The sequence below is a fragment of the Mesorhizobium sp. genome, assembly GCF_024509055.1.
Taxonomy (GTDB): domain Bacteria; phylum Pseudomonadota; class Alphaproteobacteria; order Rhizobiales; family Rhizobiaceae; genus Mesorhizobium.
Genome location: NZ_JANINM010000419.1, coordinates 1 through 18,852, shown reverse-complemented (window position 1 = coordinate 18,852; position 18,852 = coordinate 1). Strand labels below are relative to the sequence as shown.

Annotated in this window: 19 protein-coding genes and 1 pseudogene; 9 read left to right on the top strand and 11 right to left on the bottom strand. The window is 64.8% G+C overall.

The window, feature by feature from the left end; all coding sequences use genetic code 11:
* Positions 1-263, top strand: a pseudogene (locus tag Q0L57_RS22795) (phosphonate ABC transporter, permease protein PhnE); the annotation flags it as partial.
* Positions 264-361: 98 nt separating this feature from the next.
* Here Q0L57_RS22795 and Q0L57_RS22790 read toward each other — a convergent pair.
* The 3 genes from Q0L57_RS22790 to Q0L57_RS22780 form a co-directional block, all read right to left on the bottom strand.
* Positions 362-1,549 (bottom strand): Gfo/Idh/MocA family oxidoreductase, encoded by a 1,188-nt coding sequence (locus Q0L57_RS22790; RefSeq protein WP_296745302.1) that lies wholly within the window; start codon positions 1,547-1,549, stop codon positions 362-364.
* A 153-nt stretch (positions 1,550-1,702) separates the two neighbouring features.
* A complete protein-coding gene (locus Q0L57_RS22785) occupies positions 1,703-2,758 on the bottom strand; it encodes a sugar phosphate isomerase/epimerase (RefSeq protein ID WP_296745301.1) in 1,056 nt (351 codons plus the stop codon).
* 294 nt (positions 2,759-3,052) lie between these two features.
* Positions 3,053-4,348 carry an amidase gene (locus tag Q0L57_RS22780; protein WP_296745300.1) on the bottom strand — a complete coding sequence of 432 codons (1,296 nt, stop codon included), beginning with the start codon at positions 4,346-4,348 and terminating at the stop codon, positions 3,053-3,055.
* A 168-nt stretch (positions 4,349-4,516) separates the two neighbouring features.
* Here Q0L57_RS22780 and Q0L57_RS22775 point away from each other — a divergent pair, with 168 nt between their 5' ends.
* Positions 4,517-4,864 (top strand): GFA family protein, encoded by a 348-nt coding sequence (locus Q0L57_RS22775; RefSeq protein WP_296745299.1) that lies wholly within the window; start codon positions 4,517-4,519, stop codon positions 4,862-4,864.
* On the opposite strand, the gene Q0L57_RS22770 is transcribed toward Q0L57_RS22775, so the two are convergent.
* Positions 4,861-5,055 (bottom strand): hypothetical protein, encoded by a 195-nt coding sequence (locus Q0L57_RS22770; protein ID WP_296745298.1) that lies wholly within the window; start codon positions 5,053-5,055, stop codon positions 4,861-4,863. The two genes, Q0L57_RS22775 and Q0L57_RS22770, sit on opposite strands and share 4 nt — an antisense overlap.
* Positions 5,056-5,060: 5 nt before the next feature.
* The gene (locus tag Q0L57_RS22765; protein ID WP_296745297.1) at positions 5,061-6,248 is read right to left on the bottom strand and encodes a Xaa-Pro peptidase family protein; all 1,188 of its coding nucleotides are present in this window, start codon (positions 6,246-6,248) and stop codon (positions 5,061-5,063) included.
* Between the two features lie 338 nt (positions 6,249-6,586).
* Between Q0L57_RS22765 and Q0L57_RS22760 the strand changes: the two genes are divergently transcribed.
* From Q0L57_RS22760 to Q0L57_RS22735, 6 genes are all read left to right on the top strand, one after another.
* Positions 6,587-8,197 (top strand): ABC transporter substrate-binding protein, encoded by a 1,611-nt coding sequence (locus tag Q0L57_RS22760; RefSeq protein ID WP_296745296.1) that lies wholly within the window; start codon positions 6,587-6,589, stop codon positions 8,195-8,197.
* Positions 8,198-8,458: 261 nt separating this feature from the next.
* Positions 8,459-9,445 carry an ABC transporter permease gene (locus Q0L57_RS22755; RefSeq protein ID WP_296745295.1) on the top strand — a complete coding sequence of 329 codons (987 nt, stop codon included), beginning with the start codon at positions 8,459-8,461 and terminating at the stop codon, positions 9,443-9,445.
* Positions 9,442-10,272 (top strand): ABC transporter permease, encoded by an 831-nt coding sequence (locus Q0L57_RS22750; protein WP_296745294.1) that lies wholly within the window; start codon positions 9,442-9,444, stop codon positions 10,270-10,272. Before Q0L57_RS22755 ends, Q0L57_RS22750 begins: the two co-directional genes overlap by 4 nt.
* Positions 10,269-11,078 carry an ABC transporter ATP-binding protein gene (locus Q0L57_RS22745; RefSeq protein ID WP_296745293.1) on the top strand — a complete coding sequence of 270 codons (810 nt, stop codon included), beginning with the start codon at positions 10,269-10,271 and terminating at the stop codon, positions 11,076-11,078. Before Q0L57_RS22750 ends, Q0L57_RS22745 begins: the two co-directional genes overlap by 4 nt.
* Positions 11,075-11,854: an ATP-binding cassette domain-containing protein gene (locus Q0L57_RS22740; RefSeq protein WP_296745292.1), complete on the top strand. Its 780-nt coding sequence runs from the start codon at positions 11,075-11,077 to the stop codon at positions 11,852-11,854. Before Q0L57_RS22745 ends, Q0L57_RS22740 begins: the two co-directional genes overlap by 4 nt.
* Complete coding sequence (locus Q0L57_RS22735) at positions 11,851-12,360, top strand: L-2-amino-thiazoline-4-carboxylic acid hydrolase (protein WP_296745291.1); 510 nt, start codon at positions 11,851-11,853, stop codon at positions 12,358-12,360. Before Q0L57_RS22740 ends, Q0L57_RS22735 begins: the two co-directional genes overlap by 4 nt.
* 72 nt (positions 12,361-12,432) lie before the next feature.
* Here the strand turns inward: Q0L57_RS22735 and Q0L57_RS22730 are convergent, their stop codons facing one another.
* Positions 12,433-13,731: an FAD-binding oxidoreductase gene (locus Q0L57_RS22730; protein ID WP_296745290.1), complete on the bottom strand. Its 1,299-nt coding sequence runs from the start codon at positions 13,729-13,731 to the stop codon at positions 12,433-12,435.
* A gap of 2 nt (positions 13,732-13,733) precedes the next feature.
* Entirely contained in the window at positions 13,734-15,107 is a 1,374-nt protein-coding gene (locus Q0L57_RS22725; protein ID WP_296745289.1) for a glutamine synthetase family protein, read from the bottom strand.
* Positions 15,108-15,227: 120 nt separating this feature from the next.
* Here Q0L57_RS22725 and Q0L57_RS22720 point away from each other — a divergent pair, with 120 nt between their 5' ends.
* The gene (locus Q0L57_RS22720) at positions 15,228-15,485 is read left to right on the top strand and encodes a hypothetical protein (protein ID WP_296745288.1); all 258 of its coding nucleotides are present in this window, start codon (positions 15,228-15,230) and stop codon (positions 15,483-15,485) included.
* A gap of 42 nt (positions 15,486-15,527) precedes the next feature.
* On the opposite strand, the gene Q0L57_RS22715 is transcribed toward Q0L57_RS22720, so the two are convergent.
* The 4 genes from Q0L57_RS22715 to Q0L57_RS22700 all read right to left on the bottom strand — a co-directional run.
* The gene (locus Q0L57_RS22715) at positions 15,528-16,289 is read right to left on the bottom strand and encodes a glucose 1-dehydrogenase (protein WP_296745287.1); all 762 of its coding nucleotides are present in this window, start codon (positions 16,287-16,289) and stop codon (positions 15,528-15,530) included.
* Between the two features lie 11 nt (positions 16,290-16,300).
* Positions 16,301-17,113, bottom strand: a complete 813-nt coding sequence (locus Q0L57_RS22710) for an ABC transporter permease (protein WP_296745286.1) — start codon at positions 17,111-17,113, stop codon at positions 16,301-16,303.
* Complete coding sequence (locus tag Q0L57_RS22705) at positions 17,113-17,976, bottom strand: ABC transporter permease (protein WP_296745285.1); 864 nt, start codon at positions 17,974-17,976, stop codon at positions 17,113-17,115. The genes Q0L57_RS22710 and Q0L57_RS22705 overlap by 1 nt, the downstream gene beginning before the upstream one ends.
* Before the next feature lie 77 nt (positions 17,977-18,053).
* A partial coding sequence (locus tag Q0L57_RS22700; protein ID WP_296745284.1) for a spermidine/putrescine ABC transporter substrate-binding protein occupies positions 18,054-18,852 on the bottom strand: 799 nt, incomplete at its 5' end.

Genomic DNA, 18,852 nt, shown 5'->3' with positions numbered 1-18,852 from the left:
TGCCGATCTTCATCAGCCAGACGCTCTACCAGTGGGAATCGAACACCCGCGGCGCGACCATCATCGGCGCCGTCGGTGCCGGCGGCATCGGCCTGAAGCTCTGGGAAGCGATGCGCACCAACTCCAACTGGGCCAACGTCTTCTACATGGTGCTGTTGATCCTGCTGGTCGTCTTTATCTTCGACAACATCTCGAATTTCCTGCGCCGCCGGCTGAGCCGCACGCTGCACGACTACAACAGGCTGCAGGCGGCGCAAGGCTGACCTTACGGTGCAGAATCCACGAGAAGCCGGCGCGGAGGATCGCCGACATTCGGCCCGTACGGCGTCGCCGGCCAGCTCATCGGTTGGCAGCCACTCGCTTATGGCTTCGTCCACGCCCCGTTCTTCTTCGACGACTTCACGCAGGCCTCGATGAAGGCCATGCCCTCGACGCCGTCCTCGATCGTCGGGAAGACGACGTCCTTAGCCGGCTTGCCGCCCTTCCTGCGCGCAGCACGGATGGCGCGCGCGGCTTCCTGGTAGATGTTCGCGAAACCTTCGAGATAGCCTTCCGGATGTCCTGAGGGAACGCGGCTGACGCGCGTCGCAACCGGCATCGCACCGGCGCCATTGCGGGTGAGCAGCTGCTTCGGCTGGCCGAACGGCGTATACCAGAGATAGTTCGGGTCGGCCTGCACCCACTCCAGCCCGCCCTTCGAACCGTAGATGCGCAGTTTCAGCCCGTTCTCATGGCCGGGCGCCACTTGGCTTGCCCAAATCATGCCCTTGGCCGGATGCGCCTTGCCGATCGCCTTGAAGCGCAGCATGACGTTGACGTTGTCGTCGAGCTGCCGTCCAGGCACGAAGGCGTCGAGATCGGCCGACAGGGAATCGAGTTCCAGCCCCGACACGAAGCGGGCAAGGTTGTAGGCATGCGTGCCGATGTCGCCCAGCGCCCCGCCGGCGCCGGCCTGCTTCGGATCGGAACGCCACGAGGCCTGCTTCTGGCCGGTTGCGGCGAGGTCCTCTGTTAGCCAGTCCTGCGGATACTCCGACTGGACGATGCGGATGTCGCCGAGCATGCCCTTGGCCACCATCTCGCGCGCCTGGCGGATCATCGGATAAGCGGTGTAGTTGTGCGTGAGCACGAACACCTTGCCGGTCTTCTCGACTATCGCCGCAAGCTTCTTCGCCTCCGCCAGCGACGTCGCGAGCGGCTTGTCGCAGATGACGTGGATACCGGCCTCGAGGAAAGCCTTGGCTGCCGGCACATGGACGTTGTTGGGCGTGACGATCGCCACCGCCTCGATGCCGTCCGGGCGCTTGGCTTCTGCCTTGGCCATCTCGGCATAGGAGCTGTAGCTGCGCTCGGGATCGAGCCCGAGCTCGGCGGCGGAGGCCCTGGCGCGGTCCGGATCCGAGGACAGCGCGCCGGCCACCAGCACGAAGTCGTTGTCCATCCGCGCCGCGATCCGGTGCACGGCGCCGATGAAGGCACCCTGCCCGCCGCCGACCATGCCGTAGCGGATTGGACCGCCTCCCGATTCCGACTTCGATGCGCCGACCATTCGTTGTCCTCCCTCGTTTTCTCTCACCTCCCCTTTAGGGAGGCCGATCCACCCAGCGGATCGGATAGGGGCGCCCAGCATGGAGTTCGGCGCCAATCGAACCCGCCAGGCCCTGCGGGGCACCCTCCCCTCAAGGGGAAGGGAAAGCAAGCCTCAGATGCCCATCATCGCGCGCAGCAACTTCTTGTCGGTGGCGCCGCCCGCGAAATCGTCGAAGGCCTTCTCTGTCACACGGATGATGTGGTGCTGAATGAAAGGCGCGCCTTCGGCCGCGCCGTCTTCCGGATGCTTGAGGCAACATTCCCACTCCAGCACCGCCCAGGAATCATAGTCGTATTGGGCTAGCTTGGAGAAGATGCCGCCGAAATCCACCTGCCCGTCGCCCAGCGATCGGAAGCGCCCCGCCCGGTTCACCCAGCCCTGATAACCCGAATAGACGCCCTGGCGCCCCGTCGGGTTGAACTCGGCATCCTTGACGTGGAAGGCTTTGATCCGCTCGTGATAGATGTCGATGAATTCGAGATAATCGAGCTGCTGCAAGAGGAAGTGCGAGGGATCATAATTGATGTTGCAGCGCTTATGCCCGCCAACCGCGTCGAGGAACATCTCGAAGGTGGCGCCGTCGAACACATCCTCGCCCGGATGGATTTCGTAGCCGACATCGACACCGTTCTCGTCATAGACGTCGAGGATCGGCTTCCAGCGCTTGCCGAGTTCCGCGAACGCTTCCTCGATCAGCCCGGCCGGCCGCTGCGGCCAGGGGTAGAGGTATGGGAAGGCGAGCGCGCCGCTGAAGGTCACGGAGGCCTTGAGGCCGAGGTTCTTCGACGCCCTGGCGCCGAACTCCATCTGCTCGACGGCCCATTTCTGCCGGGCTTTCGGATTGCCATGCACCGCCGCCGGCGCGAAGCCGTCGAACTGCGCGTCATAGGCCGGATGCACCGCAACGAGCTGGCCTTGCAGGTGCGTCGACAGCTCGGTGATCTCGACGCCGGCGTCGGCGCAGATGCCCTTCACCTCGTCGCAATAGGCCTTCGACGACGCGGCTTTCTTCAGGTCGAACAGGCGACCATCCCAAGTCGGGATCTGCACGCCCTTATAGCCGAGCCCGGCGGCCCATTTGGCGATCGAAGCCAGCGAATTGAATGGCGCGGCGTCGCCCGCGAACTGCGCCAGGAACAGGCCGGGACCCTTCATCGTCGTCGGCATAGGCATCCTCCCTCTCTCGTTTTTCACGACCAACATAACGCCGATTGAAGCGAGGACCAGCCCGCCGGTCGTTCGTTCCGATGCCAAGGCAGACCGCCATGGTGCACGCCTCGGGCTCGGCGCGCATTTGCGAGGAGCCGAGAGCTGATCATCGAAGGCCGCGGGACGGAGCCGAAAAGCGCGGCGCTAGAAAAGGCCTAGTGCGTTTGGCAGCCAAGCGTCACCACCTGGTGCCACGGAAATGCGGCCAAAAAGGAATGCCCTTGCGCAAGATCCTGTCGACGCGCCCGTTGCCTATCCTCTCAGCAAGGCCTCCACTGCCGCCGCAATGCTGAGAAGACGATGATCGTGGCCGCCGCGCGCCACCAGCATCAGCCCGGCCGGCAGCCTCATATCCGGCATCGGCAGCGAGATCGCGCAGAGGGCGAACTGGTTTGCGACCTGGGTGTTGCGCAGGAGCAGGCCTTCAGTTTTCTCCCGCAACGCCTCGTCGCCGGCCATGGCGGCAATTGACGGCGCGACCATCGGCGTAGTCGGCAAAACGAGTGCATGGATTTGCGCCAAACGTTCGTCCATGGCCGCGGCCAGTTCGGCACGGCGGCGCATAGTGCGGATATAGACCGAAGCGGGAACGGTGAGCGCGCGCGACAATGGCCCACTGACGTGCGGATCGACTGGCACGGAGGAGCCGGTCTCCAACCAATCGGCGTGCACCTCGGCGCCTTCCATCGACGCGACCGTGCCGCGCTTCGTTGCCGCGCGCATCTCGCCAATGAGATCGTCGATCGGCAGATCGGCAATGCGCGCGCCGGCCTTAAGCAGCCGGGCAATGCAGGTCTCGAAAACCATGGCAACGTCGCCCTGCGTTTCCTCGAAAAGCCTGCCGCGCGGAATGCCGATGCGCAGGCCCGCGAGCGAAACCCGCTGGAGAGGCGCCGGCTCCTCCCCGGCCATGATCGCATCGGCGAGCGCGCAACCGGCGACGTCGCGGGCAAGCGGGCCGATCGAATCCAGCGTCATCGACAAGGGAAAGGCGCCGGTCAGCGGCACGCGCCCGGCTGTCGGCTTGAAGCCGACGACGCCGTTGAGCGAGGCCGGGATGCGCACCGAGCCGCCGGTATCCGAACCGATGGAGATTTCGCTTGTGCCCTCGCCCACCGCGACACCGGCGCCGGACGACGAACCGCCCGGGATCAGGCTGGCGTCTACGGCGTTGCCCGGCGTGCCGTAGTGGAGATTGTCGCCAATCGCGGTGAAGGCGAATTCGGTCATGTTGGTCTTGCCTATAATGACGGCGCCGGCCTGCCTGAGCCTTTTGACGATCGCGGCGTCCCGCGCGGCCGGCGCTGCACTCGCCAGCATCAGCGAGCCGGCCGTCGTCGGATCGCCCGCCACATCGAACAGGTCCTTGATGGAGATGATCGTGCCGTCGAGCGGCCCGAGGCTGATACCGGCCTTCCGGCGGGCATCCGCGGCGTCGGCTGCCGCACGCGCGGCTTCAGAATAGATCTTGACGTAGACTTTCTCGCCGGCGGCGCGATTGGCAAGGCGCGACAGGATGATTTCAAGGCGGTCACGGGCGGTTTGCATGGGCGATGTCGGATTCCACAAGCTTGTAACGTCTTAAAAGCAATTCCAGGAAAAGTGTGTAGCGGCTTTCCGTCCGGAATTGCGCATTGAGACAACAGCGATCGAGCTGACGGAACGAATAACCCGGCGGGGATGCCTTGGCACCCTGCCAGCAATAGGAAGATGCTGATGCTGTACAAAGGCAGCTGCCACTGTGGCAAGGTGGCGTTCGAGGTCGAGGGCGAGCTCGCCGGCGCCGTGCGCTGCAACTGTTCGATCTGCGCGCGCAAGGGCGCGCTGCTTTGGGCAGTGCCGCACAAAAACCTGCGGCTTGTCGCCTGGGGCGACGACCTCGGCAGTTACACCTTCGGCAAAGGCGCCATCGCCCACCGCTTCTGCCGGACCTGCGGCATCCATCCCTTCGCCGAAGACGCCAACCAGGGCCGCGACCGCAATGCCTACATCAACATCAATTGCCTTGAAAATATCGACCTTGCCGCCGTGCAGATCTTCGACTTCGACGGCCGCTCCGCCTAGATCGATCGCATCACATCAGTGAGCAAGCCGGCCGATCGGCCGGCTTGTTGGCATGCACTGACCGGAGCGGACTGCTCGGCCTGTTTCGGCCCGACCAAGAAGGCCACCAACGCAGCGAGCAGCGTCGCCGCGCCGCCATAAGCGAAGGCGCTCGCCACGCCGGCATGGTCGACCCGCCCAACGCGAGACATCGGGCTCAACCCCCGCTGCTGTTCCACCCGCGTCCTCGGTCGCCGAACATCACATAACCGGCGTCCGTCACCGCGACCGTGTCCTCCAGCTTGATGAAGCCGCGCGCCGGGTGGAGCATCGTCGTCTCGACCGACAGCACCATGTTCTTTTCCAGCGGCTTCGCGGCATAGGTGCCTTCATACGCGACCGGATGGTTGGTCATGAGGAACGGCGCCTCATGCGTGATCAGCCCCATGCCGTGGGCAAAGAAATCCGTGTAGGCCGCGACCTTGGACGCCTTCAGCACGCTTTCGGCATGGGCGATCATGTCGCCGCCGAGCGTCCCGGCCTTCACCTTAGAGAAGGCCGCTTGCTGCACCGCTTCGACTTCGGCCAGCAGATCCTCCAGTTCCGCGTCCGGCTCGCCTAGGATGCCCATCCGGCAAAGGTCGCCGATATAGCCGTGGTAATTGCCGCCGGAATCGATCGACAGCACCTCGCCCTTGTTCCACGCCTGGCTCGATGCGGCGCGGTTGTGACTGGAGCCCAGCGTCAGCAGGCAATACTCGAAGTGCGCGCCGCGATTGGTCTCCTCGCGCCGCAGATGTTCGATGATGTCGGCCTTGGTCGTACCCTCGCGCGCCCAGCCAATCGTCGCCAGCATGGAGTCGGTGATCAGCTCCGACGCGGTGCGCAGTTTCACGAGCTCCGCTTCCGTCTTGATCGCCCGCATGCGTTCCAGCATGTCGGTCGCGTCGATCAGCTTCGCGTCCGGCAGCGCCTTGCGGATCAGCGTATAGGCATCCGACGGCAGGAAGCCGGGCTCGATGCCGATGCGTGCCGCTTCCTTGCCGATCTTGCGCAGATGCTCCACAGCAAGATTGGCGGCATCGAGCGTGCCCCAGCAGGTGGCATGCAATGTCGGCGTCCAGAACGGATGGTTCTGATGCTCGCCGCGCTCCATCTTGTTGCCGATATAGGCAGCGTGCTGCGGGCCGCCTTTCTCGTAAAGGACGATCGGCAGGTAGCGGCTATGGCCGATGGCATCCATCGCCGCGAAGAAGATGAATTTGTAGCCGCCGAGCAGGTACTGCGTGTTGTGCTTGGAGGTCGCAAGGAGCACGTCGATGCCGGCCTCGTCCATAAGCCGGTCCACCCGAGCCTGGTCGAACGGGATGCTGCCCACCTCGGATTTGCCCGGAGCGATGTTCATCTGCCTCTCCCTGAAACTGTCGGCCTCTAAAGCGGCCAAGCGTCTTTGACCTCGATGTTGGTGAAATTGCACCGTTTTGACCGCACTGGCCCAGCCAGATTGATTTCAATTATGCATTTTCGCTGCTGAGAACGCGCCGTCCGCGGCATTTGGTTCGATTTGGTCCTGCCGAATTGCGGATTTGAACGACCCGCACATAACTGGGCCAGTGGACGGAAATTTCAAAGCCAACCCATCCTGCGCCAAATCCGTCACTGGCGAAACCTTTGCCAAGGGCCATAATCCTCAACTGTTCGAGATTGCCGCGCCGGCTTCGGCGCGAAGAGGGGAGTTGAGCAATGTCTGAATTCACGATTTCGCGCCGCGGCCTGCTGGCCGGCTCGGCGCTGCTTTTGGCCTCGACGGCGTTGCCGACGATCGGTTTCGCGCAGACGCCCAAGAAGGGCGGGCGCCTCGTGCTTGCCGCCGACTCCGAGCCGCGCAATCTCAACCCTGCGATCGTCGCCTCGAACGGCGTCTTCTTCATCTCCAGCAAGATCGTCGAGACACTGGCGGAGGCCTCGTTCGACGGCAAGGACGGTTTGCAGCCCAGGCTCGCGCTTTCCTGGGAAGGTGCCGCCGACGGCCTCTCGGCGACCTTCAAGCTTCGTGACGGCGTCAAATGGCATGACGGCAAGCCCTTCACGTCCGCCGACGTCGCCTTCTCGGCGCTGCATATCTGGAAGCCCCTGCAGAATCTCGGCCGTACCGTTTTCAAGGACCTCGAGGCCGTCGAGACGCCCGACGACCTCACTGCCATCTTCAAATTCGCCAAGCCGACGCCGTTCCAGTTGATCCGGAACGCGCTGCCGGCGCTGTCGAGCGTCGTGCCCAAACATGTCTATGAGAACGGCAAGATCGAGGACAACCCGGCCAACAACGCGCCGATCGGCACCGGGCCGTTCAAATTCGCCGAATACAAGGCCGGCCAGTATTATCGGCTGACCAGGAACGACGCCTATTGGGGCAAGGACGAGCCCTATCTCGATGAGATCGTCTACCAGGTGCTGCCCGATCGCACCTCTGCCGCTGCCGCGCTCGAGGCGGAAGAAATCCAGCTTGCCGCCTTCTCCGCTGTCCCGCTCGCCGACCTCGACCGTATCTCCAAGGTGCCGGGCCTGAAGGTCATCACCAAGGGCTATGAGGGGCTGACCTATCAGCTTGTCGTCGAGATCAACCACCGCCGCAAGGAACTCGCCGATCTCAAGGTGCGCCAGGCGATCGCGCATGCCATCGACAAGGATTTCGTCGTCAAGACCGTTTTCCTCGGCTACGCGGCGACCGCGACCGGCCCGGTGCCGAAGAACGATCCGCAATTCTACACCGCCGACGTGCCGACCTACCCGTTCGACGTCGCCAAGGCCAATGCGCTGCTCGACGAGGCCGGCTACAAGCGCGCCGACGATGGCAAGCGGTTCGCGTTGAAGCTGCTGCCGGCACCCTATTTCAACGAGACGAAACAATTCGGCGATTATCTGCGCCAGGCGCTCGCCGCAATCGGCATCGACGCCGAGATCATCAACAACGACTCGGCCGCGCACATCAAGGCGGTCTACACCGATCACGCCTTCGACCTCGCCGTCGGCCCGCCGGTGTTCCGCGGCGACCCGGCGATCTCGACCACCATCCTGGTGCAGAGCGGCATTCCGGACGGCGTGCCCTTCTCCAACCAGGGCGGCTACAAGAACGTCGAGCTGGACGCGCTGATCACCAAGGCGTCGGAGACGCTCGACACCGCCGCGCGTACAGAGCTCTACAAGGAGTTCCAGAAGAAGGTCGCCGCGGACCTGCCGCTGATCAACGTCGCCGAATGGAGCTTCATTTCCGTCGCCCGCGACACGGTGGGCAACATCGCCAACAACCCGCGCTGGGCGGTTTCGAACTGGGCGGACACCTATTTGGAATCGTGACACACTTACGCGGATGAAAGTTCGCGAGGAAACCATCGTAGACGTCGAGTTCTACGATACCCCCCTCTGTCCTGCCGGACATCTCCCCCTCAAGGGGGGAGATCAGCTGCTCGTACGTCTCGCCAGTTTGCCAACGATGGCGATTGGCGAAGCCGTTGACGACGGCCAATCTCCCCCCTTGAGGGGGAGATGTCCGGCAGGACAGAGGGGGGTGCCTTGGCGCAATCATAGCCAGCATATCGCCTACCTCACGAGGCGCGCATGACCCGCGCCCTCATCCTGCTGCGCCGTCGCCTCGTCGGCAGCGTCTTTGTCCTCCTCATCGTCGTCATCGGCAGCTTCTTTCTCCTCGAAGCCGCGCCCGGCGACGCGGTCGACGCCTATATCGTCTCGACCGGCGGCGATGCCGGCATGATCGAGCTTCTGCGCCACCGCTGGGGTCTCGACCAGTCGGAGCTGACCCGGCTCGCTAACTACCTGTGGGCGCTGCTGCATCTCGACCTCGGCCAGTCCGTCACTTTCTCCCGGCCGATCCGCGAAATCATCCTCGAACGCCTGCCGACGACGCTGACCCTGATGGGCAGCGCCACGGCGCTCTCCTTCGGCCTCGGCTCGGCGCTCGGCATCTATGCCGGCGCCAGACCGGGCAGCTTCCGAGACCGATTCCTCTCGATCAGCTCGCTGGCGCTCTACGCCGTGCCCGGCTTCTGGCTCGGCTTGGTGCTGATCGTCGTCTTCGCCGTCGACCTGCGCTGGCTGCCCATCGGCGGCATCGAGACCATCGCTTCCGGCAAGACCGGGCTGGCGCGGGCCGTCGATATCGCGGTCCACCTTGTGCTGCCGGTCTCGGCGCTCGGCTTCATCTACCTGGCGCTCTACCTGCGCATGATGCGAGCCGGCATGGCCGAAGCCTGGCGGCAGGATTTTGTGCTTGCCGCCCGTGCTAGAGGTCTGTCGCGCCGCCGCATCGTGCTTGCCCATGTCGCTCGCAACGCGCTGCTTCCGTTGGTCACCATGCTTGGCCTGCAATCGGCGCAGATGCTCGGCGGCAGCGTCGTCATCGAAAGCGTCTTTGCCGTGCCTGGCCTGGGCCGGCTGGCACAGGAGGCCGTTGCCGGACGCGACACGCCGCTGCTGCTCGGCATCATCCTGGTCAGCGCTGTGCTCGTCATCCTCATCAACCTTCTGGTCGATCTCGCCTACGCCTTCCTCGACCCGCGCGTCGGCTCCAGCGAGGCCGGCGCATGAGCCTGCTTCGCCGCTTCTTTCGAACGCCCGAGGCGATTGCAGGCGCGCTTATCCTCAGCCTTCTGGTCGCGATGGCGTTGGCGGCGCCGCTGCTTTTCCCCGCCGACCCGCAGGCGATCGCCGGTCCGGCGCTCCTGTCGCCATTCCGGGACTGGTCGTTGCCGCTCGGCACCGACCGGCTCGGCCGCGACGTGCTGGCCGAGCTCTTCCACGGCGCGCGCACATCTCTGGCAGTTGGGCTTGCGGCTGCGGCTGCCGCGCTTCTGATCGGCGCGGTGGTCGGCACGCTGGCCGGTTTTGCCGGCGGCCTGATCGACGAAGTACTGATGCGCGTTACAGACGCGTTCCAGACCGTGCCGAGCTTTCTCCTCGCGCTCGCTTTCGTCAGCATTGTCGGGCCTTCGCTCGGCGTCGTCGTCGCGGCAATAGCGCTCGGCGCCTGGACTGGTCCGGCGCGGGTGGCGCGCGCGGAAGTACTCTCCATCCGCGAACGCGACTACGTTGCCGGCGCGCGCGTCATCGGCATGCACCCCCTGGAAATTGCGTTTCGAGAGGTGCTGCCCAACGCGCTACCACCGGTGCTGGCGCTGTCCTCGGTGATCGTGGCGGCGGCCATCCTCACCGAGGCCGCGCTCTCCTTCCTCGGCCTTGGCGATCCCAACCGTGTCACCTGGGGCGGCATGATCGCCGAGGGCCGCACCGTGTTGCGCACCGCACCTTTCCTGTCGATCGTTCCAGGCGTCGCGTTGGTGCTGACCGTGCTTGGCGTCTACCTCGCGGGCGAAGGCATTGTCGAAAGCACGGCAGTGCGCAGGAGCCTGTCGTGACCACGCTGCTCTCGATCCACGATCTCTCGGTGCGCTACCGGCGGGAGAGTGCCGAGGTGGTGGCGCTGAAAGGGGTTAGCCTGAATGTAGAGGCAGGCGAGCGTCTGGCGATCATCGGCGAAAGCGGGTCGGGCAAGAGTACACTGGCGCTGGCGATTGCGGGGTTGCTGGCGAGGTCAGCTAAGATTGACGGGCACATCGATTGGTTCTTGCCGGCAAACGCTCGTGCCAAGGCACCCCGCCTCGGTCGCGACATCGGCTTTGTCTTCCAGGACCCCTCCTCCAGCCTCGACCCGGTCATGCCTGTCGGCAAGCAGATCGCCGAGGTCGTGCACACCCATCTCGGCCTCGACTGGTCCCAATCGCTCGCGCGAGCCAGGATCCTGCTGGAACGCGTCCGCTTGCCCGATCCGGGCTCGGCCCTGCGCGCGTATCCACACCAGCTGTCCGGCGGCCAGAAGCAGCGCGTGGCGATCGCCGCCGCAATAGCTGCTGGGCCGAAGCTGTTGATCGCCGATGAAGCAACAAGCGCGCTCGACACCATCGTGCAGGCCGAGATCGTGGCCCTGATCCGCCAGTTGGTCGCCGAAGACGGCATGACCTTGCTCTTCATCAGCCACGACATCGCGTTGGCCGCCACGCTCGCCGAGCGCATCGCGGTGCTGCGCCACGGCGAACTCGTCGAGCTTGGCGAAACCCGCCAGATCGTAGAGGCGCCGCGTCACGTCTACACGCGCTCATTGCTTGACGCCTATCTCGGCCTCGACGCCGAACCGCTGCTTGACCGGCAGGGCGCTTCGGCATGAGCCTGCTTGCTGTCTCCAATCTCGCCAAACGCTATCGCCGTGGCGGCCAACCTTTCGCGGCGGTCGATGACGTGTCGTTCGAGATCGGACCGGCGGAAACACTGGCGCTGGCCGGCCCGTCCGGCAGCGGCAAGTCGACGATCGCGCGGCTGGTGCTGCGGCTGATCGAACACGATGCCGGCCGCATCGAATTCGAGGGCACAGATTTCCTCTCGCTGTCGGGCGCCGCCCTCCGCGCCAAACGCGCCCGCATCCAGATGGTGTTTCAGGATCCGCTCGCTGCCCTAAACCCGCGCGCAACCGTGGCGCGCGTACTGGACGACCCCTTGCGCGTCCACGGCATCGCTTCGCGCGCCGAGCGGCCTCGCCGTATCGCTGGTCTCCTGGAGCGTGTCGGACTCGATGCCAGCCTCGCGGCGCGCGGCATCCATGAAATTTCCGGCGGCCAGCGCCAGCGTGTGGCGATTGCCCGGGCCATCGCCACGCGGCCGTCCCTGATCGTGCTCGATGAAGCAGTGTCCGCACTGGATGTTTCGGTACGCGCGCAAATCCTCGAATTGCTGCTCGACCTGCAAAGACAGGAACGGATCGCCTATCTCTTCATTTCACATGACCTCGGCGTCATCCGTGCCGTCGCGCATCGCGTCGTCATTCTCGAAGCCGGCCGGATCGCGGAGAGCGGCGAAGCCCGCGCCGTCATCGCCAATCCGCAATCGGCGATCGGCAAGGCCTTGGTGGCGTCAACGCCAAGATTGATCAGGAACACAACAGCATGACCGACCGCGAAGCAACCAGAGCCGAAAAACTGTCGCGCGAACTCGACTCCGCTTTCCGCAACCGGGCCGACCTCTATCGCCTGTTCCTCGACGAATTGACTGCCGAGCTCGGCGCCGAGAAAGCCGAGGCGGTCATGATCCGCACCATCGAGCAGCGCGGTCGCGAAGTAGCAGCCGTCGCCTTTGCCGGTTTCGGCCCCAATGACGCCCCGGCGATCGGTGAGGCGTTCCTCGCCGCCAGCCCGGATGGCGGCCGCATGTATCCGACCGATGTCGATCGCGGACCGGACCATATCGCCTTCAAGGTCAAGCGTTGTCCGCTGAAGGACGCCTGGATCGAAGCCGGCGTCGGCGGGGAAAAGCTCGCCACGCTCTGCCGCATCGCCGGCGCCTTCGACCGCGGCCTGTTCGAGGCGACCGGCGTGCGTTTCGCCAACGTCACCTGGACGCCGGGCCATGGCTCAGGTTGCTGTCACATCGCGCTGACCAACCGCGACGCCGGCTAAACATCGACGGCCGGGAGTTCGTCCCCCGGCCGCCGGAGCTGGCAATGCCTGAGCCTGCGGGAAAGTCGCCCGTCAATGCCTCAGGCGATCGCGCATGGCGTACCACAGCATGCCGAGCACATAGAGCGGCGCGCGCAGCGCCGTACCACCTGGGAACGGCAGCGGCGTCAGCGTCGAGAACAGGTCGAGCCGCGAGAAGTCGCCCGTGATCGCTTCCGCGAGCAGCTTGCCCGAAAGCGTCGACAGGATGACACCCTTGCCGGAATAGCCATGCGCGAAATAGACCTCGCCATAATGCCCGACATGCGGCAGGCGCGACGTTGTCACCGACACCAGCCCGCCCCAGGCGTGGTCGATCCGGCAGCCTTTGAGCTGCGGGAACGTCTTTTCCATGTGGGGTCGCACGAAACCGGCGATGTCGGCGGGCGGCGAAGGCGTGTAGCGCTCGCCGCCTCCGAACAGCAGCCGGCCATCGGCCGACATGCGGTAGTAGTTGACAACGAAGAGCGTGTCCGAAACCGCGACATTGGCCGGGATGACGTTGCGTTCGCCCAAAGGCTCGGTGGCGACGATGTAGTTGCCGACCGGCATGATGCGGCTGTTGACGCGTGGCTCGAGCCCTTTCAGCAGCGCGTCGCCGGCCAGCACCACATGCTTGGCGCGGACCGAGCCCTTGTCGGTGAAGACCCTGATGGACGGCTGGCGATCCAGCCGGACGGCGACCGAATTCTCGTGGATGGTCACGCCGGCGCTAACCGCGGCGCGGGCGAGGCCCAGCGTGTAGTTCAGCGGATGCATGTGGCCGCCGAGATCCTCGAAGACCGCGCCCTGATAGGGCGTGTCCACCATCTGCCGCGCTTTCGCCGCCGACAGTATCTCGACATGCCGGAAGTTCATCACCTTGGCGAGGCACTCGGCCTCCTCCTCGAAGTCGCGCATGTCGGAACTGTTGACCGCCCCGACCAGATGGCCGGTGAGCCGAAGGTCGCAGTCGATCGCATGGCGCTCGATGATGTCGAGCACCAGCCCGCGCGCCTCGAAGGCGAGGTCGAACAAGGCCTTCGCCCGCTCCGGCCCGTACGACTTGACCAGCCCCTTGGCGCCCCTGCGCAGGCCGGGGATCATCTGCCCGCCATTGCGGCCCGAAGCGCCCCAGCCGATCTTGCCGCCTTCGAGCAGCACGACTTTCAGCCCGCGCTCGGCCGCATGCAGCGCCGCCGAAAGACCGGTGCAGCCACCACCGACCACGACCAGATCGGCTTCGATATCGCCAGCAAGCGCCGGATGGTCCGGCGCCGGATTGGCGGTGGCGACGTAATAGGACTTGCCGATATCGAGCCCAGAATTGAAACCTGTCGAACGCGAAGCCATGATCACACCTTCAGCAGCAGGTGGTCGCGTTCCCAGGACGTCACGACGCTCTGAAACAGGTCGAGCTCGACGCTCTTCACGCGCAGATAGGTCTGGAAGAAATCCTCCCCTAGCAACGCCTTCACGGGTTCGCAGGCCGCGAAGCGATCGAGTGCCTCCTCCATCGTCTTGGGCAGCGTGCTCTTGACGCTGTAGGCATTGCCGAAAGCTTCCGGCGAACGGGTGAGCTTCTCCTCGATGCCGAGATAGCCGGCAATCAGCGAGCCGGCCATGGCGAGATAGGGATTGGCGTCGGCGCCGGGCAACCGGTTCTCGACCCGCCGCGCGGCGCGCCCGCCCATCGGCACGCGCAGGCCGCAGGAGCGGTTGTCATGCGACCATTCGATGTTGGCGGGCGCGCTGTGGCCCGGCCGGATGCGGCGGTACGAATTCACGTTCGGCGCGAACAGCGGCATGATCTCGGGGATGTATTTCTGCAGGCCGCCGATGAACTGCGAGAACATCTCGCTGTCGTCACCGCCTTTGCCGGCAAACAAGGGTTCGCCCGCCTCGTCGACGATCGACATGTGCAGATGCATGGAGCTGCCGGCCTGCGCCGCGATCGGCTTCGCCATGAAGGTGGCATGCATGCCGCTCGCCTGCGCCGCCTGCCGCGCCATGCGCTTGAACAGCAACGCCTTGTCGGAAAGCGCCAGCGGATCGCCATGCAGCAGGTTGATCTCCAGTTGTGCCGTGCCGGACTCATGGATCAGCGTGTCGAGCGGCACACCAGCCACCGCGGCATGGTCGTAGAGGCGCCGCGTCACCGCTTCGAACTCTTCCAGCGCCTGCATGTCATAGGGATGCTGCACGCTTTCCGGGCGCCCGTTGCGTCCCACCGGCGCGGTCAGCGGCTTGTCCGGATCGGGATTGAGTGCTGTGAGATAGAATTCGAGCTCCGGCGCCATCACAGCCCGCCAGCCGCGCTGCCGGTAAAGATCGAGCACCGCCCTTAATACGTGGCGCGGCGACGCCATCCATGGCCGGCCGTCCATGTGGAACGCGTCGGCCAGCACATAGGCCTTGCCCGGGGCACCGCCTGGCGCGAGGCACAGCGTCGGCAGGTCCGGCACCATGCGCATATCCGGATCCTGGTAGGCGAAGTTCTCATCGATGGAGCCGGAATAGCGGCCGTCGATGGCGACCAGGAAGGCGCTGCTCGGCAGGAAGAGTGCGCTGTCCTCGAGCGCTTTGAGGAACTTGGCCACCGGCAGCGTCTTGCCGCGCAGCACGCCGTTCATGTCGGGCACGAGGCATTCGACCTCGTTTATCCCATGCGTTTTCAGCCAGCTTTGCGTGTGGCCGCTGGAGAGTGAGGTATCTGGTTTGTCAGGCATTGGTCATGTCCGTACGAAGGAGGAATCGCTTCGGCGGGCACGTCCGTTCAGTCTGGGGCGTTAGAAGAAATGCGTTGTCCGAGTGACGGGCGCCCGCCTGATAACCGGCCGGGAGGCCGGATGGATCGACCCCTGCACCCCTTCGGTCCAGCCGTCACGAACCACATGCGAACCGACCTTCGTCTCCTCGGCGCGTTGCAGGTTCTCAAAGCGGCAACAGCGCATGGTCAGTGGTATCCCGCTGATGCGCTGTTCCTGAGGGTCGACATCCCGGCCTGCGAAAAAGCAATACCGCTGGCAAAAATCGAATGCCTTGCGCGGTATTGCTGTTCTGCAGTCTGCATGACGGAACTCATCAATGTGGAGCCAATGATTTGACCGATCATCGCCGCCGGCGCAAGTCCGCTTTGCTGGGCCAGTTCAGCCGATGCTCTCGCCGCCGTCGACCACCAGCGCCTGGCCGGTCATGAAGGACGAGCGGTCGGAGACGAGGAACAGGATCGCTTCGGCGATCTCGTCCGCGCTTGCCCACCGCCCCATCGGGATCTTGGTGCGCACGTAATTCTCGATCGCGTCGCGTCCGCCCATCTGGGCGATGAACGGCTCGTTGAAGGGCGTATCGACCCAGCCCGGGCAAAGCGCGTTTATGCGCACGTTGTGCCTGGCATAGTCGAGCGACATCTGCCTGGTCATCGCCACCACAGCGTGCTTGGACGTGGCGTAGGCGATCATCTCGCGATCGTAGAAGACGCCGGAATTGGATGCCGTGTTGAGGATGACGCCGCCACCCTGCGCGATCATTGCCGGCATGACCGACTTGGCCGCGAGGAACTGCGCTCGCACATTGATCCGCCAGGAAGCGTCCATGCTATCGGAGCTGACCTCGGTCAGCGTGCCGCCGACCTGGATGCCGGCATGGCTGTGCAGGATGTCGATGCGGCCATGCTTGCCGAGCGCTCCCGCGATGAGATCCTCGACCGCCGCGTCCTCGCCGACATCGGTGGCGACTGCCTCGGCCCGACCACCGGCGGCGCGGATGTCGAACGCCGTCGTTTCGCCAGCATCGCTATCGCGATCGGCGATGACCACCACCGCCCCTTCCCTCGCCATGATCATGGCGCCGGCGCGCCCGATGCCCGACCCGGCGCCCGTCACGACGGCGATGCGATCTTTCAAAATCATGGACTGTTCTTTCAAGGCGATGGTTTTCGACGGCCGAGTTGCCATTGGGCCAGCACGACCAGCAGGACCGATGCCGCGAGCACAATCGTGGCGATGGCGTTGATCTCCGGCGTGACGCCGCGCCGGATCGAGGCAAAGACGTAGATCGGCAACGTCGTCTGCGAGCCGGCGACGAAGAAGGCGATGATGAAATCGTCGAAGGAGAAGGTGAAGGCGAGCAGGAAGCCCGCAACCACCGCCGGCATGATCTGCGGCAGCACGATCGAGCGGAAGGTCGTCAGCGGCGTGGCGTAGAGATCGCTCGAGGCCTCGACCAGATTGCGGTCGAGGCTGCCCAGGCGAGTGCCGACGATCATCGCCACCAGCGCCATCGAGAACAGGCCGTGCGCGGCGATGATCGAACCGTAGCCCAGCGACAGCCGCGGCGGCTGGTCGGTCGGCCACAGCGAGGCGAGGAACGGATTGACGACCCCGAACAGTTGAACGAGCGCGACCAGCGTCGAGATGCCGATGACGACGCCGGGGACAACGATCGCCGCGCCGAGCAAGCCGTCGAAGACTGCCCGTGTCCGCGTCCCGACCCGCTGCAGGCCAAGCGCGGCGGCCGTGCCGCAGAACGCCGCGAGAAGCGCGCTGGTGGTGGCGATGAACAGGCTGTTCTTCAGCGCCTCGACCAGGAAGGGATTGGACAGCGCCTTGCCGTACCATTGCACCGAGAAGCCGGTGAACTCGCTGGCATGGTGGCCGGCGTTGAAGGAGAACAGCACGACCAGCGCGATCGGCAGATAGAGGAAGGCAAAGACAGCGACGACGAAGGCACGCATCAGATCAGGTCCACCCGGCGTGCGCCCGAAAGCCGGGTCGAGATGCGGTTGGCGACGACCAGCACCACCACCGAGACCAGCACCAGGGTGATCGCAATCGCCGACCCGAACGGCCAGTTGCGCGACTGCAGGAAGAGGTCCACCAGCGCGTTGCCGATGAAGAACACCTTGCCGCCGCCAAGCAGGGTCGGAATGAGATACTCGCCGAGCAGCAGGATCATCACCAGCGAGAAGCCGGTCATGACACCCGGCAGCGACAGCCTGAGCGTCACGCCGAGGAATGTGGACAGCGGGGTCGCGCCGAGATCCGCCGAGGCCTCCAGCAGCCGGCGGTCGAGCCGTTCCAGGCTGACATAGATCGGCAGGATCATCAGCGGCAGGTAGCCGTAGACGATGCCGAGCAGCACGGCGCCCGGCGTGTTGATAAGCCTCAGATCCTCGATGCCGACATAGGCGAGCAGGGCCGGAATGCCGCGCCCGCCAAGGATATACATCCAGGCGTAGGTGCGCATCAGAAGGCTGGTCCAGAACGGGATGACGATCAGCGCAAGCAGGATCAGCCGCCAGCGCTGCGGCGCGCGCAAGGCCAGATAGTAGGCAACCGGATAGGCGACAAGCAGGCAGGCAAAAGCGCCGATGGGCGCCAGCACCATCGTGTTCCAGAAGGCCGTCGCCCGCGCCGGCAGGTTGGCATACTGCGCGAAAGTGAAGGCCGCCTGGTAGCCGCCTTCAGGTGCTCTCTCGCCGACGCTGAAAATGGCGATGGCGACGAAGGGCAGGACCAGGAACACGACCAGCCACAGCGTCGCGGGCGCGAGCAGCAGCGCGGTCAGGAGATTCTTGCGAAGGAGGGTGCCACGCATCGAAAAAGCCGGTTCCGTTCCGGCGAGCGTCTGCCCGCCGGTCGCATTCTTGGGATCGGGTTTTTTGCCGGTCTTGCTCAAGCCGACTTGAAGCGCGCCATCAGCTCGGCGCGGCCCGGATCGGTGAGTGTCGCCGCGGCGCCGAACTCGAGCGGCTTCAACAGGTCGGCCGCCGGATAGAGGATCGGATTGTCCAGCACCTCCTTCGGCAGCAGCGCGTTGACCCGCGCATCCGTGCAGGGCGCGCCATTGGCCAGATGCTCCTTCACCGCCACCTTCGGGTTCATCAGGTAGTTGAGCAGCGCATAGCCGGCCGGCTTGTTCGGCGCATCCTTCGGGATGGCGTAGAAGTCGGTCCAGATCTCGCCGCCCTCCTTGCCGAGCACATAGGCGATCTCGGGGACATCGCGGTGAAGCTGCGCCCCGTCATTGGTCCAGCACATCGTCATCCAGGCGTCGCCGGCGCGCATTCCGGGCTGGTAGTCGCTCGACACCGCGAACAGATGCGGCTTGACCTTGAGCAGCAGTTCCTCGGCCTTGGCGAGCTCGTCCTGCTTCAGCGAGTTGAACGAGTAGCCGTAATATTTCAGCGCATTGCCGATCGTGGTCAGCTGGTAGTCGTGCACCATGGTGCGGCCGTCGGCCTCGGCCATCGCCGTGTCCCAGAATTCCTTCCAGCTGGTCATCGGCTTGGCGAGTTTCTTGGTGTTGACCGCGAAGCCCGTGGTGCCCCAGTTCTTCGGCACGGCATAGATCGTGCCGTCGATGGTGCCTTCCGCCGTGAAGCGCGAATCTTCCGACTTGCCGTCGAAATTCGTCAACTTGGCCATGTCCAGCGGCTCGATGATGCCGAGCTTCTTGTAGGTCGAGATGGTG